The following is a 24,892-nucleotide window of genomic DNA, read 5'->3' as shown; positions in this document are numbered from 1 at the left end:
CCCTTTTATGAAATAATAAGTTCTTGTTTCTCGATATGTTCCATTACGTTTTCGAGCTCCTGCATCGTTTCAATCGTAAAATGAGCCCCATTTTCAACAAACCGATTACGAACTATTTCTATTTTTTCACGAAGCTCTACCGAATCCATACTCTCCACTTCCTCTTCCGTTAAACCGAGCTCACTACTTCCAAGAATTACACCAACTGTCCACATTCCAGCATTTCTACCTTCTTTCATATCTGATACTGTGTCCCCTACTTTTATCATATGGTTCATCGGATACACACCAAGTTCCATTGCATTTTTATAGCACATCCATGGGTATGGGCGGCCTGCTGGAACATCATCTGGCGTAACAAGAAAATCAGGTTTATATCCTTGTAACGCTGCTTCCTTTGCTACAATATCCATCATTTCTCTCGTATAACCAGTTGTTGAACCGATTTTAATGCCTCTCTTACGTAAAGAAGCGATTACTTCTTTTACCCCATCAATCGGCTTAGCATAATTTGGCAAAATAGAAAAGAGAATTTCTTCAAACTCTTCATACATCTCATGAATGTCTGCTTCTGTTGGTAAGTGACCAAAGACACGCTTCCACTCATCCGCAATACGAGGCATTTCTGTTAGTGCCCTTACATGATCTATTTTTAATAATCCCATTGGCTTACGTGCTTCTTCTGCTGTAATTTCAACGCCGCGTTTATGAAAAATCTTCATGAATACTTCTAGTGGTGCAAAGCATCCGTAATCAACCGTCGTACCTGCCCAATCAAAAATAACTGCTTCAATTTTCATTCTGTCCATCACCCTTCTTACTTATCTTTTTTGCCATTGTGAAGTTCGGTTACGAAGTGCTTTCGTTCCCCATTCATATACAACTCTCACTACAATATTTGTAACAACAATAAGTACACTCATTGCAGCTGCTGGCGCTACATTTCCTGCATCATCCATATTTACGATTGATACGGCAGCTAGTTTAAAATCAGCTGCATATAGGAACACAACTGCCGATACAGTTACCATTGAATTTACGAAGTAGTACATTACCATTTCTAAAATTGCTGGTAAACACATTGGTACTGTTACTCGGAAGAATGTTTTATAAAACGGAATACCCATCGACTGCGAAACAAGCTCAAACTCTCGGTCTAATTTCTTTAAGGCAGTCGTTGCCGTGACAAATGTTACAGAATAAAAATGAATGATATTTACTAGTACTAATACAGCGATTGTTCCGTATAAAGAATGAAACGGATTCGTTACTGATAGTCCAAGAATTTGAATCGTTGGTTGACTAAAGAAAAAGACATATCCTAATCCGAGTACTAAACCTGGTATCGCTAACGGCACTATAGAGAAAAAGTAACCTGTTTTTCTAAAAAATTGTAGCTGGTCTATTTTCTCAATTGCATATGCGAATACAAATGTTAAGATCGCCCCAATAACTGCTGTAACTGCTGAAACAATTACGCTATTTTTAAATGCTTCAAGTCCATCTCCTGTTAAACTGGAAAAATTAAAATGCTCAAATGTAAAACTCATATTATATGGCCATACTTTCACACTTGCAGCAATACCAACTGCAACAAATAATAGAATGATCATAAGGGTAATCACACTACAATATATGAATGAGATTACATCTCTTTTCTTATTAGCTATTATTCTGTATGGTACTGCTTTTGAAGATAAGAAATTCGCCTGCTTTCTTTGCGTAATACGATCAACTACAAATGCGAATATAGCTGGGATTAATAAAATCATTCCGACAGTTGCACCCATCGGCATATTTTGCTGTCCAATTACTTGTTTGTATACGTCAGTAGCAAGCACATTATATTGCCCACCAACAATTTTTGGTGCCCCAAAATCAGTAAAACTAAGTGTAAACACAACAAACATTGCACTAATTAATCCGTACTTTACACTAGGTAAAGTAACCGTGAAAAATTGCTTTGTTTTACTGGCTCCTAACATATTAGAAGCTTCATATAAACGATAATCAGATCCTTGAAAGGCAATTAGCAATATGAGAAAGGCTTGCGGAAATGTATACATAACTTCAGCTATTACAATTCCTATTGGTCCATATAAAGGGATTTGTATACCTTCAAATAAACCAAACATTCCTTTCGTTACTAGCCCTTGATTACCAAATAAATATGTAAGTGCTATACCGTGCATCATCGTTGGTGCAAACAATGGTAATAACGCTACATACTGAAATACGCGCTTTCCAAAAACATTCGTACGGGCAATTGCATATGCGTAAACGAATGCGATTGCAACTGAAATCATTGTTGTTGCGCCCGAAATCCATACTGTATTTTGTAAAGACTGAACTAAAGTTGGTGTTGTGAAATATTTACTGAAATTCGCTAAACCAATGAAAACTCCATCTTTATTATAAAAAGCTTGTGGAAATAGTTGTAATAGCGGTAATACAAGTATGATAAGGAAGGAAAGAATCATACCGATAATTACGAGCCTTTGGATCCATTCCTCTTTCCCTATACTTCTCTTAATCTTTTTTTTCGTACTTTCTACCTTATAGTTTTCTAACATCTCCATCTATACAATGACCTTCTTTCCATATGACAACATATGATTTTCTGAGAAAGAGATTTGAATCGGCTTTCCTTTTCTAATAGCCGTTGCTTCTACTTCTGATGCTAATATATCCACTACAATTTTCTCATTATAAAGGTGTGTGTTTTCTTCTACGACTCGCACTTCCGTCCGATATACAGATCCGCGAAATTCCATACTTTCCACAACTGTTTTAATACCGTCCTTTTGTACAATTGTTACATGTTCAGGACGAATTGCATGTTCTTCGTTATTTTTCGAAAAGAAATTAATAGAACCAATAAAATCTGCCACAAACGGATTGGCTGGTCTTTGATAAATCTCCTCTGGTGTTCCAATCTGCATAATTTCCGCATGATTCATTACAACAATTTTATCAGCCATCGTTAATGCCTCTTCTTGATCATGCGTTACCATAATCGTCGTTATTCCTATTTTCTCTTGCAAATCACGCATTTCCCTACGTAATTTTTCACGCACTTTTGCATCTAAAGCTGATAACGGCTCATCGAGTAACAAAATATCTGGAGACAGAGCGAGCGCACGTGCAAGTGCTACTCGCTGCTGTTGTCCACCAGACATTTGAGCAGGATATTTATCTTTTACATTCAGCAAATCTACAAGTTTTAACGCATCTAGCGCTTTCTCTTTCACTTCTGCTTTCCCATATTTTTTTGTCTTTAAGCCGTATTCAATATTTTCAAGTGCTGTTAAATTCGGAAATAAAGCATACGATTGGAAAACCATTCCGAAGTTTCTCTTTCCAGGAGGCAATGCTGTAATATCTTTTCCATTCACAGCTATACTGCCAGTCGTTGGTTCCTCTAGTCCCGCTAAAATGCGAAGCAACGTCGTTTTCCCACAGCCACTCGGGCCTAATAAACAAACAAACTCATTTTTGTTCACAGTAAAAGAAATATCTTTTAACGCTGTAAATGCATCAAACTGTTTTTGAATGTGTTGAATTGATAAATATTCGCTCATTTTTCTCTCTCCCACTCACTTACTTTTTCGGTTCTGCTTTTTGGCCAAACTCTTTTTCCCATTTTTCTAAGATTTTGTCACGATTTTCTGCTGCCCATTTAAAGTCATTCTTTTTATATAATTTTTCAGTAACATCTTTCGGGAATCCCTCTGGAAGTTTATAATCATTTTTAATTGTCGCAAATCCATTTTTCTCAAAGTATAACTTCATTACATCATCAGTAATTGCCCAATCTAAAAATGCTTGTGCTAATTTATCATTTTTCGCATTATCTTTCTTAATAAGTGCGTTCGCTTCTACTTCCCACCCTAATCCTTCTTTCGGCAGTACAACTTCAACTGGTGCACCTTTTTGTTTCTCTTTTAAAGCACTATAAACCATTGATACACCGACTGGATATTCACCTGCTCCTGCTAATTTCGCTGGTTTTGATCCTGAATGCGTATAACTTGCCATATTATCATGAAGTTTCTTCATGTAATCCCAGCCTTTATCTTCACCCATGATTTGTAGCCATGCAGAAACTGTTAAAAATCCTGTTCCAGATGATGCTGGATGTGGCATAACAAGTGTTCCTTTATACTCTGGTTTCGTTAAATCTTCATATGATTCTGGCATCGGTAAATTTTTCTTCTTTAACTCTTCTTTATTTACAGCAATCCCCGTCATAAATGCAGTATTTCCTACCCATTTTTCAGGTTGCTTATCATCTTTAAATTGTGGAAGAACACGATCTGCTCCTTTTGGAGAGTATCCTTTTAACATATCTTTTTTATCTAAAGCTAATAGACTTGATGCCGCAGTTCCCCATACAACATCTGCTTGTGTATTTTTCCCTTCAGCTAGCAATTTCGCAGTAATAACTCCTGTTGAATCACGTACAATGTTCAATTTCACATCAGGATATTTCTTTTTAAAGGAATCAAGATAAATTGGTACAAGCTCTTCTTCAATTGCTGTGTAAACAGTTAATGATCCAGATAATTTGTCATCTTTCACTTTCGCTCCAGCACTTTCTTCCTTCTTTGCACCACACCCCATTAATAACGAAAATACCATTCCAGTCGCTACAGCTTTAAAGATTGTTTTTTTCACTGTTTCTCTCTCCTTTTACAAATCTTATGTACAACTCAAATATAAACAACTAGTGTAAAAGCAGTATTAAACCAACATTAATCTTTTGTTTGTTGTTTGTTTTTGTGTAATACGTTGCTACTTCTATGTTTTTTCGCATTTTTCTGCTAATAGAAAACACTAAATTTACAAATAATTAAAAAAACCTTTATAATCCCACAAAAAAATGAGGCGTTTGTAAAAAACGCCTCATTTTTGTTTCCCTTTTTTTGAATTACGATTAGCATACTTTGCGCTATTTTCTCCTTCATACTCTAATGCAAATTCTGCATCTGGTAAGCTTTCTTTCGGAGTTTTATTATTATTGATTGCCGCATTTTGTTTCACTTTTCTTTTTACCAATACATTCACCTGCTCTCAAGAAATCACTTTCTACTCTAGTTTGAAACAACTTAAAATAATTATTACTGGCAAGTGTTAACAAGTACATAAGGGGCGTTAGATGGAAATACTACATATGAAGAAATCATTATAAAAAGGAGCGATAATTTTGAAGAAAAAAGAAAAGATTCAATCACCAATTTTAGACGAAACGCTCCCGCATCAAATGAATTTTCCATCTTTTAAAGGAACAGGAAAAACGATGCAACAACCTTTTGTGAATCAATATAATGTTGTAATTGGAGACAGTAAATATAATTCCGAGAACAGTCCGCTTAACAATTGGAGTGATGAAGTAGATCCTGCCATTATGGCTGGCGATGAGTGGATCCATCCGACAAATGATATTGGGTGGATTTCAGAAGAAAATCAAGAGTTACTAAAAAACGAAGTGGATAATAAAAATGAAGCTTTTATGCATCCACAATTTGGTATTAACGACTAAAAAACCATTCTACCTAACGTAGGTAGAATGGTTTCATACTATCCAATAATAATCCGCTCTTTCGGGTATTTATAGCGAGGTGGTTGTTCCCTTCCACCACTAGCTAAAATAAATGTTAAAATACCAACGCGTCCGATAAACATAAGCACAATGAGTACAAGTTTCCCAACAGTTGTTAAATCAGGCGTAACACCTGTTGATAGTCCCGTCGTTCCGAAAGCAGAACAAACTTCAACAATTAAGCTCATAAGCGGTACATTTTCCGTAATAGATAAAATGAATAGCGCAGTAGCACATAACAAAATCCCCATCGTCATAACGACAGATGCTTTTAGTACATCCTCTTCATGTAGCTGACGTTTGAAGACTCTAACTGTTCTACCGCCCCTTGCAAAGGTGTATAGTGACAATATACTAACAGCAAATGTAGTTGTACGTATTCCGCCCCCAACCGAACTTGGAGATGCCCCTATAAACATTAATATACTCATAAATAAAAGCGTCGGTTGTGACAATTCACGTATATCCATCGTAGCAAGTCCACCACTTCGCGTCGTCACAGATTGGAATAATGTATAAAATACCGTTTCATGCCATGACTTTCCTACTAAAAAGTGATTTCTCTCCAGTAAAAAAATCATAATTGTACCAACAACAACGAGTGCAAAAAATGTTGTTGTCGTCAATTTTGTAAATAATGAAAAACGAAATAATTGTTGTCCTCTTTTACTAAGGAATTGCTTCACTTCCATTAGCACAGGGAAACCAATCGCCCCTAAAATAATTAGTAACATATGAATCATTTGAACAATATAATCTTTTTTATACGGAATTAACGATTGTCCTGTTAAATCAAATCCACCGTTCGTAGTCGCACTAACTGCTGCAAAGAAACCGTGAAAATAAGCTTCTTGCCAAGTCGGAAAGTAAAGTAAAAATCTTGTACCTAATAGGATTGCTCCAATAAGTTCTATCGAAATAATTACAATTAAAATAGAACGCATCAATTCTACAAGACCCGATAAATTTCCTTGATTATGGTCTGCCATAATTAATCTTCTTCTTTGCAAACCAATCTTTTTCCCCGTAATGATCCAAACAAATGTACCAAGCGCCATAATTCCTAAGCCGCCTAATTGTAAAATAAGGGCTAAAACAATAATTCCTGCTGTAGTAAACGTATCTGAAATCGTAATAACAGACAGCCCCGTAACACTTACCGCACTAACCGATGTAAAAAGGGCATCTATAAATGTCCATTTCACACCAGGTTTCGTAACAAACGGTAAACTAAGCAAGATTACCGATACAACTACTGCTAATAAATAAAATAAAACAATGAGTTGTACTGGACGTAATTTTTGTAAAAACTTTTTTATATCTCTCATTCCATCACTTCGCTACCTTTTTTCTATCGATTAAATAAAGAAAAATCTTCCCTTTCTTTATTTGTAAATAACTGTTCAAATAATTTGGCAAAGACCATTCCATATACAGTTCCATTACCTCCATACGGCAATGCGTAAAACAAATTATGTATCTTTTCGTCTTCTTTTAAAATGGGGAGACCATCATGAGTACCACCAAATGCGGCTGCCCAATAGTAGTCTGCCTGTATATTTTTATACTGCGGGAACATCTCTTTTACAATATTAATAAGGATATCACGCTTATGCAATAATTTCGTATCACCGATTGTTTGAATTTGCATCGCTTCATCTAATCCGCCTACAATAATGCGGTTTCGATACGTTCGAAAATATAAGTAAGGCCGTTCCGTTTCCCAAATTAACGATCGCTCATGCCAGCCTTCAAACTGATCTATTTCATTTGTTACAATTGCATAAGAAGTTTCTACTGTTGTATTTTTTTCTTTCTTTCCAAAAAGCGCTTCATAACCTGTCGCCATAATAATATTCTTTGCTACAATTTGATTTCCTGTTTTCGTGTAACAAATTAAATCATTTTGGCGTTTTTTTATATGTATTGCCTCTGTATGTTCATATATATTAGCTCCTATTTGGTTTGCTTTATGCAAAAAACTATGCGCTAATAAATACGGATTCACCTCAGCATCACCTTGCGTATATAACGCTGCTTGTTTTGCAAAAGAATAACGTTTCTTAATATCAGCTTCTGTAAAATATTCAACTGGAAATCCATAATTCTGTAACGTATTATATTCCTCTTGTAAAAATGAGACATCCTCACTTTTACTTGCATAATATAAACTATTTCGCGGAATAAAATGGGGATCAATATCAAGAGTCGGTATAACCTCTTCCATTGTTCTTAGCGCTTCATAACAAAGCTTATATGCTCGTACCCCTTTTTCTTTACCAAATGTATGGATAAGGGAGGTTAACGATTTATCATGAAGGAATTGTAGTAAACCTGTATTAGCAGCTGTGCTACCACACCCAATTGCTCTTTTTTCAATAAGCGTAACACTCATGCCAATTTTCGCTAACGAATGCGCTATATGAGCACCAGCTTCGCCGCTTCCGACTACGAGCACATCACATATCATATCATTTTCTAACAGTGGATAACAAGGTACAGAAACTCCTGTATTCCAAAACAACTTACCATTCATAAGTTTCATAATTATACTCCTAAAATATAAGTTTCTCCTTTCTATGTTTTGTTATTTTCCATAAAAAAATCCAACTAACATAGGCTAGTTGGATTTTTTATTTTTAATTAGAACGCTCTTCAAGCCAATTTCCAATCGTCGGATATGTTTGTTTTACAGCTGTTCCACCGTAAACGATAGACATATGCCCTGTCGGTAAACATACATATTGTTTATCTGTGCTAGAAATATGGTCTAGTAATGCTTCTACTTGACATGGCAAAGCAATATGATCACGTTTCCCGGAAATATTTAAGACATTCGCCTTAATATTTGCAAGGTCTACCTTTTGTCCGCGAATAACGAGTTCACCCTTAACCAGTTTATTATTTTGATAAAAATCACGAATCCACTGTCTGTATGATTCACCTGGGAACGGAATACCATCACCAACCCACTTTTGAACCAATCTCCAGCTTTCGACGAAGCGCTCATTCTCTGAACGATCTACTAAAGCAACATATGGACCGACAAAGTTCGTAATTGGTTTTAACATTTTGTTTCCGAAATCAATCATTTCTGGCGGAATATTTCCAAATGTATCAACCGCTTTATCTAAATTGAAGTATTTCTCATCTAACAAAGGACCATACAATCCTGTTTCAGAGAAATCAAAAGGACTTGTCATGAAAATTAAATTACGAATTGGCATGTGCGGATGAAGTGCTGCATAAATAGAAGTTAGCGTTCCACCCATGCAATAACCAAGTAAAGAAATCTCGTCCGATTTTGCAGTTCGCATTACTTTTTTTACTGCTTTTGCAATATAATCAAACACGAAATCATCAAATTTCAAATGACTATCTTCTAAACCAAATGTGCCCCAATCAAGCATATACACATCAAAACCACGATCCACTAGATATTCCACTAAACTATTTCCAGGAGTTAAATCCATAATATATGGTTTATTGATAAGAGCATATATTAATAGAATTGGAACTCTTTGTGTTTTTTCTTGTTTTGGAATGTAGCGATAAAGCTTCGTCTTATTCTTCGTCCAAATAACCTCTTTCGGCGTTAATCCTACTTGCGGCTCTGGTTCACGTAATAAAATTTCACTCGCCCTTTTCACTCGGCGGTATGCTTTTCGGTACTCTTCTGGGTATAGCTCTAATTGCTTTTCCCATTCTGTTGCGAATGTAGTCATTTTTTTATCTCCTTTTTGGTCGATTTCCTTCTTAAAAAAAGAAGTGCATTCCTGCTATGGATATGCACTTTTTTCTTACTTCATTACATATATAATCCGCCGTTAATGTTTAATTGCTGACCTGTGATATACGCACCGTCACGGCATAGGTATACTACACCTTTTGCAATTTCATCAGCTTGACCAAAACGTTTTTTCGGGATTTTTGCAACGATTTTTTGACGTACTTCTTCTGGCACTTCTGCTACCATTTCAGTATCAATAAATCCTGGGCAAATTGCATTTACAGTGACATTTGTTTTTGCAAGTTCTAACGCTAATGATTTTGTAAATCCTAACATACCCGCTTTTGCTGCTGAGTAGTTTGTTTGGCCAAATCCACCTGCTTGACCAATAATAGAAGAAATGCTAATAATTCTTCCTTCTTCCGCTTCCGTTATGTATGGAAGAACCGCGCTTGTCGTATTAAATACGCTACTTAAATTCACGTCAATTACGCGCTCCCAATCTTCACGATTTAACTTTTTGAATGTACGATCTCTTGTAATACCAGCATTATTAACAAGAATATCAACTTTACCAAAATGATTCACAGCTTCTTCTACAAGTCGGTTTGCATCTTCTACTTTAGAAACATCCGCTTGCACTGCATAAACGTCATGTCCGTCTTTTCCTAGTTCATTTACTAAGTTTTCAGCTGCTTCTTTACTGCTATTATAGTTAATAACAACTTTAGCGCCCTCTTGTGCTAACGCTACTGTAATTGCTTTTCCAATCCCTTTTGCTCCACCTGTTACGATTGCTACTTTTCCATTTAATTGAACCATTTCTTTTCCCCCTTAAATGAATTTGTGAACGATTGTTATGAATCATTTTGGTACTCATACTGTAGAGTCCCTATATAATTATGTTTCGCCGTTTACATGTGAAAAGAGATTCTCCCTCTCTCTTTTGCCTGTTATAAACAAGCGCTTTTATCATTTTTTATTTTCCGGCTTATTCGCAGGCTTTATCTCTTCTTTTACAGGTACTTGTAGTTTAGCTAGTACTGCATTTTGCTTTTCTAGCAATTCTAAAATTTGATCTACTTTTGTTTCAAGCGTACGAATATCTTGTTTCACTTTTGTCACATCACGCTTTAATGTAGGAGCTTGTCCTAAAGAATCTACTTTCTCCTCTAGAAACTCCTCAATGTTATCTACTTTATTTTCTAAGTTAATAACAAGCGTAGCCACTCTTGCGATATCCTCTTTCGTCGGCACATTTACTTGTTCTAAATAGTTTTTTGTCGTATCATTTAATGCTTTTTGATAAAACAAATTCAAATCTAGAACGCTGCCCATCCAAGCAGAATATTCTTCTGTTTTAATTGTTTCATTGAGCGCTTTTCCCCAAAATGTTTCGGTTTGTTCATAAGCATTTTTCCATGCTTGTAGTGGATCGAATTTTTGATCAATCACTTTACCTACACTCCCTTTTTCTTTTTTGAAACAATTCAACCTATTCACTATTTTCTAATATTCTGAATAAAACTTCAAGTCTATATTTTATTTTTTTCTATTTTCTAACAAATGTGTTGACTTTAAAAACAGATAGGTGTAAATTGCACTTATAAGCAAAAAATTCCATCTAACTGATTCATGAGGTGATGCACAATCATGCTACAAAATGAACCAGAACAACGCGAAAGTTTGGAGAACAACCAAGCGAAACAACCAAACTCCATGCCAAAAAACTTCTTAGTTCCCTTCTTACTTCTCTGTCTAAAAGACTGGAGTCTTCATGGTTACAAACTTATTCAAATGCTAATGGATATCGGCTTTTCTTCTGTTGACCAAGGTAATGTTTATAGAACACTACGCAAATTAGAAAAAGAAAACCTTATTTCTTCTACTTGGGATACAAGCGATGGAGGGCCGGCAAAAAGAATTTATTCTTTAACTGAATATGGAGAGCAATATTTAACAACATGTGCGACTTCTTTTGAACATTATCAAAATATGTTGCGGACGTTTTTCACGTTATACACCAATGCATTCTTTCCATTTTCTACTTCTCCAGAAAAGGATGAAAAGGATTCTTCATCTTCACCTGGTGGTACAGCAGAGTAATCTGCGTTCACAATATGTAAAAAAACATTTGGGGGTCAAACAATGGAAACTAAACCATACGAATTAGTCGATGCATTTTGGAAAAACTGGTCTCAATCACTTTCCCTTTTTTCTTCAGCTGGGAAACAATTAGAGCAACTTACTTTAGAAACATTAAAACAACAACAAGACGCTTTGCATAAATTAACATCAGGAGTAGATGAACTAGAAAAAGAACTACAACAAATCACTGCTCAGTTCAATAACCAATATACAGATTACGTGAAACAATTAACTGGTAACTCCTTAAATGATCAAATTAACGAGTGGCAAGACAAGTGGAAAGAACTTTCTGCTCATATGCAGCAGCTTACTGTTTCTCCTACAAAAACATCTTTGTCAATTCTTACACAAACAAGCGGTCAATTTGAAGAAACAACAAAACAATTTATTGAGCAACAACAATTACAACGTGAAGAGGCTCAAAAACAGTTAGAGGGTTTTTTGGAAGAGTTCAAGTCAAAACAGTTGGAACTCGCAAAAAAGTTCGAGGAAAACTCAAAAAATCTATTTACTTCCATCAAGTAAGAAAAATGTGGGAGCTAACTGCAGCACAAACAAAACTCTTTCTTCCTCCTACTACATCAAGATGGCTAACATTTTTCGATATGGAAAAGAAGGAGGACAAAATGAATCCATTTCAAGAAGCACAAACTGTTCCGGAGCTTCGTTATGATGAGATTCAAGTCGGTGATCAAGCATCCCTTACAAAAACAATTACAGATGAAGATGTTATCAATTTTGCAAAATTGACTGGAGATGTGAATCCTATTCACATTTTAGATTCTTTTGCAAAAACGACAATGTTTAAAGAACGTATTGCTCACGGTATGCTCGTTTCGAGTTTTATTTCTACCATCCTTGGAACGAAACTCCCAGGCAAAAATACGATTTATTTATCCCAAAATGTTTCATTCCGTGCCCCTGTCAAAATCGGTGATACACTTCGCGTTGTGGCAGAGGTTATTAAGAAACGTGACGATAAAAAAATCATTACGTTGCAAACAAACATATATAATCAATCAGATGATATTGTCGTGGAAGGAACAGCGACAATACTAAAAAAAGAGTAGCAAAGTTGCTACTCTTTTTTTCTATCCAAGAACTTCTAATCGCACCGATTACTTCCGCGTATGAGTATGTCATTTCCACATAAAATAACGTTACCAGTTTAGATAAGAACTTAGCTGAACTGGACTACTCATAAGGATGTGTATCAACATGGTAAAAACAAACAAATTATTAGTTCCAGGTGCAGAACAAGCGCTTGAACAATTTAAATATGAAATTGCACAAGAATTTGGTGTAAGCTTAGGTTCTAATACAGCATCTCGTTCTAACGGTTCAGTTGGCGGTGAAGTAACAAAACGTCTTGTTGCTTTAGCTCAACAACAATTACGTGGATAATTATATAACATATGGCTTAGAGGCAGATATTATCTGCCTCTTTCTATTTTCAACATACATAATAGTGCTTTTTCACATACTAATCAAAGCAAAACGAAAGGAGCAATATGTGACATGAAACGGATTAATATTAGCATGAGCCCTCCCCGCGTTCTTACTTTATCTTTTATTGTATTATCAGTTGTCGGCACATGCTTATTAAAACTGCCAATTGCTACGACAACGTCCATTTCATGGCTCGATGCCTTATTTACAACCGTTTCCGCTTGTACTGTTACTGGGCTTGGTGTTGTGGATACTGGAAAAGTGTTTACTTTATTTGGACAATGTGTCATTTTAACGCTTATACAAGTTGGCGGGCTTGGCATTATGAGCTTTGCGGTCTTAATTGCTATTATGCTCGGAAGAAAAATCGGTCTTCAAAACCGTATTTTATTACAACAAGCATTAAATCAAACGAATATCGGCGGCGTTATCCGTCTTGCCAAAGCATTATTTTTATTCTCTTTTACAGTCGAATGTATCGCTACTTTAATTCTTTCTTTTGAATGGGTACCCAAATATGGGGTTGCCAAAGGGATCTATTATAGTTTTTTCCATTCAATCTCAGCCTTTAACAATGCTGGTTTTTCTGTGTGGAGCGATAATTTAATGTCCCATTCTCATAGCATTCTTGTCAATTTCGTCATTTCCTCTCTCATCATTTTAGGTGGAATTGGTTTTACAGTAATTGTAGACATAAAAAGAAAGAAAAACTTTAAAAACCTTACACTACATTCAAAACTTATGCTCACTTCTACTCTAATCGTCAACATTATTGCTACCCTTTTTATTTTTATATTCGAGTTCCATAACTCCCTTTCTATGAGAGGTTTTACCCCATTTGAAGAAGGAATGGCCTCTTATTTTCAAGCAATTTCAACACGAACTGCCGGGTTTAATACTGTTGATATTTCTACATTGTCAAAACCTTCCCTCCTATTAATGATGCTCCTTATGTTTATTGGTGCTGGTAGTGCTTCAACGGGTGGTGGGATTAAGTTAACAACATTTTTAATCATATTTTTTGGCGTATTTAAATTTTTACAAGAACAAGAGGATATTGTCGTATTTAAAAAATCCATTAAAGATACTCTCATTGTCAAATCATTAACCATTACTATTATTTCCATTTCATTTATCTTTTTTGCTATTTTAATTTTGAGTATTACTGAGCGAGTTCCTCTATTGATGAGTGCTTTCGAAGTATTTTCAGCATTCGGGACTGTTGGCCTCAGTATGAACTTAACACCCCACTTAACTATAATCGGAAAAGCTATTATTATCTTTATGATGTTTTTTGGGAAAATGGGGCCTTTAACATTGGCTTTTTCATTTGCTCGTAAAAAGAACCGGAAAATAAAATATCCTAATGAAGATATTTTAACAGGTTGACAACCGTATCAATTATCCATATAATGAGAATACAATAACATATCTCCAAAGGGGAGTAGCGTCCAAGAATATTTCTTGGAAACAAAGTCGTCATTACGTAGAACTTAGTTCTTCCGGCTTTGTTGGCATTTTTATTACATATGTCTAGCAAGACCTTTGCCTATTAACGGCAGAGGTCTTTTTTGTATTCATTTCCAAATTCTTCCAAAGTTAATAGGCAGGAGTATGGGGAAACTAAATAGTGGGGAAATTCTTCACTTATTTAGAACTTATAGAGATGAGAGGAGAATGTACATGGATGTATCATTATTATTGGAGTATGGTTGGGTATTACTCATCCTAATTGCACTTGAAGGGATTTTAGCGGCTGATAACGCTCTTGTTCTTGCAATTATGGTAAAACATTTACCAGAAGAAAAACGAAAGAAAGCACTATTTTACGGATTAGCGGGGGCATTTGTTTTCCGATTTGGATCGTTATTTATGATTTCGTTCTTAGTCGATGTATGGCAAGTGCAAGCAATCGGTGCCATCTACCTTATGTTTATCGCTGGTAATCACTTATTTAAAACATATGTTAAAAAGAATACAGATGAAGAAACAGAAGAAAAAGAAGCAAAGAAAAAACAAGAGAACTTCTGGTGGACTGTATTTAAAGTTGAAGTTGCTGATATCGCCTTCGCAGTTGATTCAATTTTAGCTGCGGTTGCACTAGCAATGACTTTACCAAAAACAGGATTAGGTACAATTGGTAGTCTAGATACTGGGCAATTCGTTGTTATCTTTGTAGGTGGACTTATCGGATTAATCATTATGCGATTTGCAGCAACTGCATTCGTGCAAATCTTAAAACGTAAACCAGGACTTGAAACTGCAGCATTCTTAATTGTAGGTTGGGTTGGTGTGAAGCTAGCAGTTTATACATTAGCACACCCTGCATTAAATGTAATTCCACATTCATTCCCAGAATCCACTCCGTGGAAGCTTACATTCTGGATTGTATTAGTCGGAATCGCAGTTGGTGGTTGGTTCTTCTCAAAAGAAGTAGAAGTAAAAGTAGAAAAGAATTTAGACGAAAAAGCGCTGTAATTACAGCGCTTTTTCTTTTTCCTTTCTTCCTCTCAATGTCCAGAAAAAATTCCATTATACTACCTTTTGTAAACGTTTTCTTAACGTATGTATGTCCTTTTTGTGAAACATTGCACAAACTTATTGAAAGTGAGAACAATTCCATGTACTTTATTCATATAAGGAGTATTTATAGAAGATTTACTAAAGGAGCGTATTACTCATGCTAGAACAAGGACTAGATTATGTTGTCAAACTGGCTAAAAGCAAAAAGAAAATGCTAGATACAAACCCAATGCAATATTTTATTCGTGCTGCACTTGCGGGTATTTATATCGGTTTTATTATTGTACTATGTTTTAAATTAGGTAACTTTTTTCACATTGCAGATTCACCAGCAACTTATTTAGCTGCTTCTATGTTTTTCGGGATTGCTCTCGTACTTATTATATATGGCGGTGCTGAATTGTTTACTGGAAACACAATGTACTTTACTGTAGCAACTTTAAGAAAAGAAACAACGATTTCTGATACACTTCGTAACTGGGTTGCTTGTTATGCAGGTAACTTAGCCGGCGCGTTATTCTTTGCCTTACTATTTTACGCAACTGGAATTTTTGAAGCAATTGATCACGGTCACCTAATGAATAAAGTCGTTGAAGGAAAGATGAACACACCTACAATGCAGTTATTCTTTAAAGCCATTTTATGTAACTGGCTCGTATGTCTTGCTTGCTTCTTACCATCTCAGGTTAAAGGCGACACGGCAAAAATAATGGTCATGATGCTACTTGTTTTCACATTCTTCTTATCTGGTTACGAACATAGTATTGCAAACTTGTCACTCTTTGCTTTATCTTTAGTTTCACCACATCCTGAGACAATTTCTTTTTCAGGTGCTATTCATAACTTAATTCCTGTTACAATCGGTAACATTATTGGCGGATCAGTATTTGTCGGTATGGTATACCACTACTTAACAAAAAAAACACCTGAAGTTCAACAGGAAGAAACTGAAATCGCAGCAGCTCAACAAGAAGAGATTATTCCTTTACAAGCACATATGAAACATTAAAAACTCCAAAGTTTTACTTTGGAGTTTTTAGCTTCCCACGTATTTAACAACAAGGTGAGGATTAATTTCTCCTTCTTCCTTTCCCTTATCCATTCTCTGTTTCATCTTGTGCATACCGATGACATTATTCGTATGAAGGTGAATTTCATTTACATATAACCCCTCTGTACAAAAAGCTTCTACAAAATCCAGTCCATTTTTTGCTCCCCACCCCATATTAAAATCAAGGGAAAGAATATTCACATCATAATCCCGAACCATTTGCAAAGCACATTCTACTGTAGTTGCGGGCACATACCCGAACGGGCAACTTCTTTGATCATCCATATATACGTTCATTTTCTATTCCCTCTCTAATTTGAATATGCGGCCAATACATAACATATTGCCCCAAGACTAATAAAAGGACCAAATGGAATTGGTTTTCGTACTTCTATACGTTTTAATACGATACCCACCCCAAAGAAACAAAGACTGAAACAAGATGCTAAAAATAAAATGATAAAAACGCCTTTCACTCCTACTATAAACCCAAGTAACGAAAGTAGTTTTATATCACCTCCGCCAAGCCCTTCTGGATATATCTTTTGCATGCAATATAACAAAATGAATATAACACCACTACCAACTATACTATCTGTCCAAGTAACTAATTGTACAAAAACACTTTCAAGAATGAGTAAAATGGCAAACGAAATTAAAATACAATCAGGAATTAACATATATAAGTAATCTGTAACTGAAATAATAAGAAGTAGCGAAAAAAGGGATAAAATGATAATAAGCTCTCGTTCTATTCCAATCATATACACGGTAAGAAGAAATATACTTCCTGTTATACATTCAAATGCTACATACATAATTGGAATTTTCCTCTTACAATTCGTACAACAGCCTCTTTGTATATAAAATGAAATGATGGGGATTAGTTCTTTTGGCCTTAGCACATATTTGCAATAATAACAATGTGAACGCGGGGTAATAATAGACGCACCTAATGGAACCCTCATCGCAACTAGCATAAAAAAAGAACCAAACACCATCCCTGCTAACAGTGCATATAAATAAGTGAACATCCCTTCCTCTCCTTTCCCAAAAAACATAGCAAAAAAAGGAGAGAACTTCTACTTCATATTATCCTTTATTCTACTAAAAAGCAGGCCATTTTCTGGCCTGCTTTCCCCTCTTTTATACGATGAAATATACTGCTTTTAATGGTCCATGTACTCCGACAACAAGATTCATCTCAATGTCAGCCGAGTTACTTGGCCCTGTAATAAAGTTAATACAAGATGCCGCTGTCTCCCCATTTTCTACGCGTAAGTTCATATCCTGAACTGCTTGTGTAATACGAGGCACAAGTGTTTCACGTGGAATAATAGCAAAATATACAGTCGGTAAAAAGTGTAAAGAACGTCCTTGCCCTTTATGACTTTGTACAACAATTGTACCAGATTCAGCTAATGTATAATCACTAAATGCAATACCAATATTCGCTTTTTCAGCTAAACGCATATTTTCGTCTTTTCTCTCTGGATCCCATACGTTTACTTCAACGTCTCGCTTTGGAAGTTCTTCTTTAAATAAAGATGTTAAACCATATGCATCAAAACGCTCATCTGCTGATAATAAAATAGGTCCACCGCCGTTTTCCATGATTACTTTTTGAAGGTCTTCACCTAATCGGTCATTTGTCGTTTCTACTACAGTTGTATGAATGTTTGTACATTGCTTTTTAAACACTTCTAGTAATTCTTCTTGTGAACAATCTTTTAACGTTTCTATATTCACATTACTTTTCCATACTGGTCGCTCTACACCTTCTGTTTTACGCGCGCGCCCAAGTTCTTTTGCAATGTTATCTAGAAAGGCATCACGGTTTTGAATTAATCCTGTCATTATTTATCCCCGCCTTTCTTATGATCTTTATACCAATCACGGAATCGCTCTTTACTTGGAGCTGGGAATTCCCGAATATCCGTCCAGTTTTTAAGTGGTCCAACACCTTTTGATACACGATTACCAGATGTAAATGGACTCATTGCCGCTGGTGCCATTTTTGACCCCATTTTATATAAAGCAGCTGAAGAAGCACCCATACTAAACATTTTCATCGCTAGTTTTTCTGCAAGTGGTGCACGACCTTCTTGCTCAACAATAACTTGACGATGTTTTAATAATAAATCATGCAATGGAATTTTTACTGGACAAGCTTCTGTACATGCTCCGCATAAACTAGATGCATAAGGAAGCTCTTTGTAATCATCATATCCACCTAGAAGCGGTGTTAATACCGCACCGATTGGTCCTGAGTAAATCGATCCATATGAATGTCCACCAACGTGACGATATACAGGACATACATTAACACAAGCAGCGCAACGAATACATTGTAATACTGAACGGAATTCAGATCCCAGAATTTGAGAGCGACCATTATCAACAACAACTAAATGGAATTCTTCAGGTCCATCAACTTCCTCTTCTTGAATTGGTCCTGCTACCGTTACATAACTTGTTAATTTTTGACCTACTGCACTACGACATAGTAAACCAACTAAAACATCTAATTCTTCCATTGTCGGAACCATACGTTCCATACCCATTACCGCAATTTGTGTTTTCGGAATTGACATAACAAGATCTGCATTACCTTCATTCGTTACTAGACAAAGAGAGCCAGTATTTGCAACAGCAAAATTACAACCAGTTACACCAATTTCTGCATCCATAAATTTCTCACGAAGTTGTTTACGAACAAACTTTGTCATTTCATACGGGTCATCAGAATTTTCATAGCCTAGCTTTTCTTTAAATACATCGCGAATTTGCGTTCTATTTTTATGAAGTGCAGGTGCAATAATATGTGAAGGTGGATCGTTATCTACTTGCAAGATATACTCTCCTAAGTCACTCTCTAACACTTCACAGCCAATCTCTTCAAGCGCATGATTCATACTGATTTCTTCTGTTACCATCGACTTTGATTTTACTACTTTTTTCGCTTGTTTCTTTTTGGCAACGTCTTGAATATACTTTGCTGCTTCCTCTTTCGTCTTCGCAAAGTACACGTGTCCGCCTCTTTTTGATACATTTTCACTTAACTGCATTAAATAATAATCAAGATTTTCTAACGTATGTTGACGAATTTGTTCACCTAGTTCTCGCCACTCTTCCCAGTTTCCTAATTCATCTGCGGCTTTTAAGCGATTCGTATATAAACGCGTTTGTGCAGAAGAAACTGCTCCGCGCATAAACGAATCTTGAATTCCATCACCAACGCGATCATTAAATTTTTTCTCACTGATTTTCATAGACATAGCTTATGTTCCCCCTTCATGAGCGACTATTCAGTACCTCAGCAATATGCATTACTTTTACTTCTTTTCCTAAACGCTCAATACGTCCGCCAATGTTTAACAAACACCCACAATCTGCACCGATTAAATAATCTGCACCTGTTTCCATTACACTATCTACTTTTTCGTCTACCATTTGCTCAGAAATTGGAGTCATCTTAACTGAAAACGTTCCCCCAAACCCGCAACAATTTTGCACGTTTGGTAAATCTCTCACAGTTAATCCTTTTACATTTGATAATAAAATTCCTGGTGCTTCTTTTATTCCGAGCATACGTGTCATATGACATGATTTATGAATAGTAGCTATCCCTGGTAAACTTGCACCAACATCTGTAACTTTTAAAACATCTACAATAAACTGTGTAAATTCATAGGTTTTATCAGCAACTTTTTGTGCACGTTTAGCCCACTTTGGATCATCTTTGAAAACATGCGGATACTCATGAAACATTGTCGCACACGAACCAGATGGCGTAACGATATATTCTGCATCTTCGAAAGTTTCAATCATATGTTTCATCGCTTCTTTTGCTGCTTCTACATGGCCACTATTATAAGCAGGCTGGCCACAACAAACTTGTGCTTCTGGAAATTCAATTTCACAACCTAAACGCTCCAACACTTCAACTGTTGCTTTGCCGACATTTGTTTCGAACATATCGACTAAACAAGTAACAAATAAAGTAACTTTCATAACTATTACTCCCCCTTTTTACAACTTCACCAACAAACATATGGTCATCAGATGACCTAGTAGAGAAGAAATAGGCTCAACCATGGCCTATCCTCTCCCTCTCCTAAAGAAAACGCTTACTTAATCTTTCTCTATTTTATCAGAAAATTAAATTTTTAAAAGATTAAATTACGAATTTATATCGTTTTTACCTGTGACAATATGTTCTACATTTGTTAAATGATCTAGCATTGCTTGCTGCGCTAATTCTACATCTTGTTTTAACACCGCATCATATATAACTTGATGCTCTTCTATAAGTCGTTCTGATGTCGTTTGTTCACCATATAAAATAATGCGTCTTGATTCACCAATCGTTTCAGCAATCATCTCTGAAACATGATTCATGAGTTCAAGCAAAATGTTATTATGCGAAGACTCTGCAATTCCCATATGGAATTGAAAATCGGCTTTTTCGCCAGCCTTTTCATCTCCAATGCTCTTTGCCATTTCATCTAACCAATGTTTCATATTTTGTAAATTATCTTCCGTACGTTTTGCCGCCGCTACTCGAACTGCCCCCACTTCAAGCACCTTTCGTACTTCTAATAAATTCAAAATATCTTCTTTCTTCATTAATAATCTATTGTTTAATGATTTCGTTAATGAAGAAGAATCGAAGTTCTTCACATATGTACCTTCTCCTTGTTTCATCTCAATTAAGCCCATCGCTCTTAGCGCACTTAGCGCTTCACGAACAGCAGATCTACCAACTTGAAACTGCTCAGCTAATTGATGCACAGGGAGTAGTTTGTCACCAGGTTTTAACGTACCATTTTTAATCATTGTTAAAATAGCTTCAGATACTTCTTCGTAAATTTTTTTCGGTTTAATAGATTTGTACTCCAGTTAAATCACCTCAGTATCTTCCAAACAACAATTGAAACGATTTATAAGAACTTTGCATCATAACTATTTTAGACCGAATTGATAAGAAGTACAAATGTTTTGTTCATAAAATAGTCAAATTTTCGATATTTATTACATATTAATTTATATTTTTACGTATAAAGTGAAACTTTAATCAGTAGGGGTTTTGTTCATCCCCCACTGATTATTAGCCCTCACCAATCGGGCTTTTACGGACAGCAGGGCCTCCACCTAACTTCTTTGCTTCCGTTGAATTTTGAGGTGAGGGTCTTACTGTCCGGCAAATAGCGGGATAAATATTTTCTTCAATATAAAGAACATGTCCTAAAAATTAGAACATGCCCCCCTCATCCTGTACATTCAGTTTAATAATAACCGTTGTTCCCTTATCTTTTTCACTTTCAATTTTCCACTGTCCACCATGTATATGAACAATTTGTTTCACAATAGCAAGGCCTAAACCTGTTCCACCGTGTTGACGACTTCTCGCTTTATCAACTCGGTAAAAGCGTTCCCCAAGATTCTCCAAATGCTCTATATCAATGCCAATTCCTGTATCTTTTATTTTCAATTCACAGTAATCATCGATTTGCTCTAAAGTTATAACGATATTTCCGTTTTGATTTGTATACCGTATCGCATTATCTAACACATTATGAAGCACTTGTTGCATACGATCCTCATCAATCATGACAATGATCTCTGGATTTAAATTGGTTGAAATATGAAGTTCCTTTTCTATAAACTTAATCTCATACGTATCTAATACGTCTTCAATCAGCTGTGAAAAAACGATAGGTTGCTTCTTTAACGGAAAGTGCTCACCTTCTAATTGTGCTAAGTCTAACAAGTCATGAACGAGACGCTGCATACGACCTGCTTCTTTATGAATTAGCTGCGTTACTTTTTCCTGCTGCGGTCCCTTGGCAACGCCATCTAAAATAGCCTCGCTATACCCTTTTATATAACTAAGTGGTGTTCTAAGTTCATGCGAAACATTTGCTAAAAATTCCTTACGCTTTACATCTTCTGTTTCTAATGAATTGGCCATTTTATTAAATGCTTTTCCTAGTCGTCCAATCTCATCCTCTGAAGAAACTGTAATCCGCTCCGAGAAATCTCCCGTAGCCAAATGATTTGCAACCCGTTCCATTTGCGAAAGTGGCTTCGTAATTGCAATTATAATTTTTCTTCCAACCCATATAGTAATTAAAATCATAGCAATTGCTAACGGTGCTAAAATAAGACCCATATCATAGATTAAATCTTTTATACTTTTTAAAGGAATATACGAATAGACAATTCCGACTAATTTTTTATTTTCCAATACAGGGATGACAACCCCCATAATATTACGGTCAAAATGTTCTTCATATCCTATTTTTGTCACAGTTTTCCCATCTAATAGCGTTTGCCTATCTCCTTCACTTATAAGGGAATGATGATGCACATCAAAAGGTAAACATGCACTTAAATCACGCGGATTAGACACGAAAATAACGTCTGAACTAGATATTTGATCAAACGATCTTACTTTCTCTTCAAAAGTTGATATTCCTTCGTGCTTATCATATTGAGCAGCAAGATTTTTTCCTTCCATTACTAATGAACCTTTTAAATTATCAACGTATAGTTTTTCATACGAGTATAAAGATACGAAATAAAGAAAGGACACTGTTACACATACTGCACATACTACTGTAAGCCAAAGTTTTTGTACCATTGTAAACATACGTTACACCTCGAATTTATAGCCTACACCCCAAACAGTTTGAATGTAGTTTCCACTTTCTCCAAGCTTCAAGCGCATCGTTTTCACGTGCGTATCTACTGTTCTTGTACTTCCGGCATAATCATATCCCCATACCTTTTCAAGTAATTGCTCCCGGCTAAATACTTGTCCTGTATGCTGGCAAAGAAAATATAGTAAATCAAACTCTTTTACAGTAAGAGAAATCGACTCACCATCCGCCTCGATTCTTCTACTTTTTTCATTGATAAGAATTGGTCCAAATTGAATCTCTTCTTGCTGTTCTTGTTTTGTATATCTTCTTAACACAGCTTCCATACGGGCAACCAATTCACCAGGACTAAACGGTTTTACAATATAATCATCTGCTCCCATACGTAAACCGTTCACCCTATTCCACTCTTCACCTTTTGCGGTTAAAAATATAATCGGTACATCTGACGTTTTTCTAATTTCTTTACAAACTGAAAGTCCATCCATTTCTGGCATCATAATATCTAATACAACGAAATCATAATGATCCGTTTCTAGTTTTTTAAGAGCCTCTTTTCCATTCTCAGCTTCTCCCCACTCATATCCAAAGTTATCCAAATACATTCCAACAAGCTGCCTCATATCACTTTCATCATCTACAACTAGTACTCTATATTTATTCATTGTCCTTCCCTTCCCTCTCTATGAGTTGAAACGGTCCTTTTCCGACTTTAATTGTTTGTTTTATTTTCAAATTCTTCATATCCATAACACACACTTCATCACTATCATAACTGGCTACATATCCTTCTGCTCCGCTCTCCAAAAATGCAAATGGATTCGACCCTACTTCTACAGAAGCTATTTCTTTATATGTGCTAATATCAAACTTTCTAAGTGTATTCGATCCATGACTGAGTGCATATACGTACTTACTATCCTTCGTTATATTCACAGGCATAAATGGAGCGTGTAAAGAACGCACCATTTCTCCACTCTGTAAAGAATACACTAATACTTTCTCATTTACTTGATTTCCATCACCATGTCCGCCAATCCATATTTCTTTCCCATCAGGACTAATCGTCGCTCCTGTTGATGCTGGCGGAATCATAAAGGATTGAATAACTTCTTTTTTCTTCGTATCAATTGTCGTTAGTTTCGTATCATAAAAGTTTAGTACAGATAACCGATTCTGATACTCTACCATCGTTATAGGCCCTTTTCCTGTTGAAACATTTCCTGTCTCTTTCCCATTTATCGTAAAGAACCTTACCTTTTGAGCATTTTGATCAGCAGCAAATAATTGTTTTTTATCTGCTGATACGACCACATTTACAATGCCTTTTCCAGTTTTATATTTTTCCACTTGCCTTCCTTCCGTTAGTGAATATACATACATATATTCTAATTGCTTACCGTATACAAGTATTTCCTCACCATTTGGAAGCAGTGTGATTCCGGCCATTGGCTCATTTAGTTCCCATGTCGTGATTAACTTTTTATCTTTTTTATCAATAAAACTAATACTGCCTTCTTTTATATTCGTTGTTATAATAACATTTTTATCTTTAGCAATTGGTGTATACGAACTTCCTTGACACCCTACTAATAGAAATAAAAAACAGAGAAGAAAAACATACTTCCTCAAAAGATTCCCTCCATCTTCGGATGATTTCGTTATAATTGTAAAATAACAAATAAATGTGTGGAAAGTGTGAAATTTTCCTTTCTTACTCAATT

At 35.8% G+C, this 24,892-nt stretch carries 27 protein-coding genes and 1 riboswitch; of the genes, 8 read left to right on the top strand and 19 right to left on the bottom strand.

Annotated features, from left to right (window positions below):
• Positions 1-5 precede the first annotated feature (5 nt).
• The 5 genes from phnX to BM089_RS30930 form a co-directional block, all read right to left on the bottom strand.
• Positions 6-800: a phosphonoacetaldehyde hydrolase gene (gene phnX / locus BM089_RS02195; RefSeq protein WP_000687381.1), complete on the bottom strand. Its 795-nt coding sequence runs from the start codon at positions 798-800 to the stop codon at positions 6-8.
• 21 nt (positions 801-821) lie between these two features.
• The gene (locus BM089_RS02190; RefSeq protein WP_139213198.1) at positions 822-2,579 is read right to left on the bottom strand and encodes a putative 2-aminoethylphosphonate ABC transporter permease subunit; all 1,758 of its coding nucleotides are present in this window, start codon (positions 2,577-2,579) and stop codon (positions 822-824) included.
• Complete coding sequence (locus BM089_RS02185; RefSeq protein ID WP_000006196.1) at positions 2,580-3,581, bottom strand: putative 2-aminoethylphosphonate ABC transporter ATP-binding protein; 1,002 nt, start codon at positions 3,579-3,581, stop codon at positions 2,580-2,582. It abuts the gene before it with no gap.
• A 19-nt stretch (positions 3,582-3,600) separates the two neighbouring features.
• Complete coding sequence (locus BM089_RS02180) at positions 3,601-4,677, bottom strand: putative 2-aminoethylphosphonate ABC transporter substrate-binding protein (RefSeq protein WP_000750893.1); 1,077 nt, start codon at positions 4,675-4,677, stop codon at positions 3,601-3,603.
• A gap of 228 nt (positions 4,678-4,905) precedes the next feature.
• Positions 4,906-5,058, bottom strand: a complete 153-nt coding sequence (locus tag BM089_RS30930; RefSeq protein ID WP_000240799.1) for a hypothetical protein — start codon at positions 5,056-5,058, stop codon at positions 4,906-4,908.
• Between the two features lie 148 nt (positions 5,059-5,206).
• On the opposite strand from BM089_RS30930, the gene BM089_RS02165 reads away from it, so the two are divergent.
• Positions 5,207-5,542: a DUF3905 domain-containing protein gene (locus tag BM089_RS02165; RefSeq protein WP_000726028.1), complete on the top strand. Its 336-nt coding sequence runs from the start codon at positions 5,207-5,209 to the stop codon at positions 5,540-5,542.
• 38 nt (positions 5,543-5,580) lie between these two features.
• Here the strand turns inward: BM089_RS02165 and BM089_RS02160 are convergent, their stop codons facing one another.
• The 5 genes from BM089_RS02160 to phaR form a co-directional block, all read right to left on the bottom strand.
• Entirely contained in the window at positions 5,581-6,930 is a 1,350-nt protein-coding gene (locus tag BM089_RS02160; protein ID WP_001204706.1) for a TrkH family potassium uptake protein, read from the bottom strand.
• A gap of 23 nt (positions 6,931-6,953) precedes the next feature.
• Positions 6,954-8,147 carry an NAD(P)/FAD-dependent oxidoreductase gene (locus BM089_RS02155; protein WP_000772526.1) on the bottom strand — a complete coding sequence of 398 codons (1,194 nt, stop codon included), beginning with the start codon at positions 8,145-8,147 and terminating at the stop codon, positions 6,954-6,956.
• A 94-nt stretch (positions 8,148-8,241) separates the two neighbouring features.
• Positions 8,242-9,327 carry a class III poly(R)-hydroxyalkanoic acid synthase subunit PhaC gene (gene phaC / locus BM089_RS02150; RefSeq protein WP_000206336.1) on the bottom strand — a complete coding sequence of 362 codons (1,086 nt, stop codon included), beginning with the start codon at positions 9,325-9,327 and terminating at the stop codon, positions 8,242-8,244.
• Between the two features lie 83 nt (positions 9,328-9,410).
• Positions 9,411-10,154 (bottom strand): acetoacetyl-CoA reductase, encoded by a 744-nt coding sequence (locus BM089_RS02145; protein WP_000250407.1) that lies wholly within the window; start codon positions 10,152-10,154, stop codon positions 9,411-9,413.
• A gap of 150 nt (positions 10,155-10,304) precedes the next feature.
• Positions 10,305-10,787 carry a polyhydroxyalkanoic acid synthase subunit PhaR gene (gene phaR, locus BM089_RS02140; protein ID WP_000566941.1) on the bottom strand — a complete coding sequence of 161 codons (483 nt, stop codon included), beginning with the start codon at positions 10,785-10,787 and terminating at the stop codon, positions 10,305-10,307.
• A gap of 198 nt (positions 10,788-10,985) precedes the next feature.
• Between phaR and phaQ the strand changes: the two genes are divergently transcribed.
• The 7 genes from phaQ to BM089_RS02105 all read left to right on the top strand — a co-directional run bounded on the left by phaQ (position 10,986) and on the right by BM089_RS02105 (position 16,461).
• The gene (phaQ, locus tag BM089_RS02135; protein WP_000939954.1) at positions 10,986-11,438 is read left to right on the top strand and encodes a poly-beta-hydroxybutyrate-responsive repressor; all 453 of its coding nucleotides are present in this window, start codon (positions 10,986-10,988) and stop codon (positions 11,436-11,438) included.
• Between the two features lie 42 nt (positions 11,439-11,480).
• A complete protein-coding gene (gene phaP / locus BM089_RS02130; RefSeq protein ID WP_000448592.1) occupies positions 11,481-12,005 on the top strand; it encodes a polyhydroxyalkanoic acid inclusion protein PhaP in 525 nt (174 codons plus the stop codon).
• Positions 12,006-12,106: 101 nt separating this feature from the next.
• The gene (locus tag BM089_RS02125; protein WP_001067916.1) at positions 12,107-12,550 is read left to right on the top strand and encodes a MaoC family dehydratase; all 444 of its coding nucleotides are present in this window, start codon (positions 12,107-12,109) and stop codon (positions 12,548-12,550) included.
• Positions 12,551-12,698: 148 nt separating this feature from the next.
• Positions 12,699-12,884, top strand: a complete 186-nt coding sequence (locus BM089_RS02120) for an alpha/beta-type small acid-soluble spore protein (protein WP_000241212.1) — start codon at positions 12,699-12,701, stop codon at positions 12,882-12,884.
• A gap of 114 nt (positions 12,885-12,998) precedes the next feature.
• On the top strand, positions 12,999-14,318 hold the full coding sequence (locus BM089_RS02115; RefSeq protein ID WP_000822356.1) for a TrkH family potassium uptake protein: 1,320 nt from the start codon (positions 12,999-13,001) through the stop codon (positions 14,316-14,318).
• A 38-nt stretch (positions 14,319-14,356) separates the two neighbouring features.
• Positions 14,357-14,521: riboswitch (yybP-ykoY riboswitch) on the top strand.
• A gap of 91 nt (positions 14,522-14,612) precedes the next feature.
• On the top strand, positions 14,613-15,407 hold the full coding sequence (locus BM089_RS02110) for a TerC family protein (RefSeq protein ID WP_000383326.1): 795 nt from the start codon (positions 14,613-14,615) through the stop codon (positions 15,405-15,407).
• A gap of 202 nt (positions 15,408-15,609) precedes the next feature.
• Complete coding sequence (locus tag BM089_RS02105) at positions 15,610-16,461, top strand: formate/nitrite transporter family protein (RefSeq protein ID WP_000893034.1); 852 nt, start codon at positions 15,610-15,612, stop codon at positions 16,459-16,461.
• Between the two features lie 27 nt (positions 16,462-16,488).
• On the opposite strand, the gene BM089_RS02100 is transcribed toward BM089_RS02105, so the two are convergent.
• The 9 genes from BM089_RS02100 to BM089_RS02060 all read right to left on the bottom strand — a co-directional run bounded on the left by BM089_RS02100 (position 16,489) and on the right by BM089_RS02060 (position 24,800).
• The gene (locus BM089_RS02100) at positions 16,489-16,800 is read right to left on the bottom strand and encodes a cyclic-phosphate processing receiver domain-containing protein (RefSeq protein ID WP_090975880.1); all 312 of its coding nucleotides are present in this window, start codon (positions 16,798-16,800) and stop codon (positions 16,489-16,491) included.
• Positions 16,801-16,814: 14 nt separating this feature from the next.
• A complete protein-coding gene (locus BM089_RS02095; RefSeq protein ID WP_090975878.1) occupies positions 16,815-17,537 on the bottom strand; it encodes a prepilin peptidase in 723 nt (240 codons plus the stop codon).
• A gap of 112 nt (positions 17,538-17,649) precedes the next feature.
• A complete protein-coding gene (locus BM089_RS02090; protein ID WP_000147182.1) occupies positions 17,650-18,360 on the bottom strand; it encodes a LutC/YkgG family protein in 711 nt (236 codons plus the stop codon).
• Positions 18,360-19,781 carry a LutB/LldF family L-lactate oxidation iron-sulfur protein gene (locus BM089_RS02085; RefSeq protein WP_000061930.1) on the bottom strand — a complete coding sequence of 474 codons (1,422 nt, stop codon included), beginning with the start codon at positions 19,779-19,781 and terminating at the stop codon, positions 18,360-18,362. Before BM089_RS02085 ends, BM089_RS02090 begins: the two co-directional genes overlap by 1 nt.
• 16 nt (positions 19,782-19,797) lie before the next feature.
• Positions 19,798-20,517 carry a (Fe-S)-binding protein gene (locus BM089_RS02080; protein ID WP_000869147.1) on the bottom strand — a complete coding sequence of 240 codons (720 nt, stop codon included), beginning with the start codon at positions 20,515-20,517 and terminating at the stop codon, positions 19,798-19,800.
• Between the two features lie 168 nt (positions 20,518-20,685).
• The gene (locus tag BM089_RS02075) at positions 20,686-21,375 is read right to left on the bottom strand and encodes a FadR/GntR family transcriptional regulator (RefSeq protein ID WP_254904515.1); all 690 of its coding nucleotides are present in this window, start codon (positions 21,373-21,375) and stop codon (positions 20,686-20,688) included.
• 382 nt (positions 21,376-21,757) lie between these two features.
• A complete protein-coding gene (locus BM089_RS02070) occupies positions 21,758-23,158 on the bottom strand; it encodes a sensor histidine kinase (RefSeq protein ID WP_053564942.1) in 1,401 nt (466 codons plus the stop codon).
• Positions 23,159-23,161: 3 nt separating this feature from the next.
• Entirely contained in the window at positions 23,162-23,833 is a 672-nt protein-coding gene (locus BM089_RS02065) for a response regulator transcription factor (protein ID WP_001046397.1), read from the bottom strand.
• Positions 23,826-24,800: a YncE family protein gene (locus BM089_RS02060; RefSeq protein ID WP_090975876.1), complete on the bottom strand. Its 975-nt coding sequence runs from the start codon at positions 24,798-24,800 to the stop codon at positions 23,826-23,828. Before BM089_RS02060 ends, BM089_RS02065 begins: the two co-directional genes overlap by 8 nt.
• Between the last annotated feature and the right edge of the window lie 92 nt (positions 24,801-24,892).

Source organism: Bacillus sp. 5mfcol3.1 (assembly GCF_900114335.1).
Classification (GTDB): Bacteria; Bacillota; Bacilli; order Bacillales; family Bacillaceae_G; genus Bacillus_A; species Bacillus_A thuringiensis_S.
The sequence above is the reverse complement of the archived record's forward strand: the minus strand, read 5'-3'. Positions and strand labels throughout refer to the sequence as shown.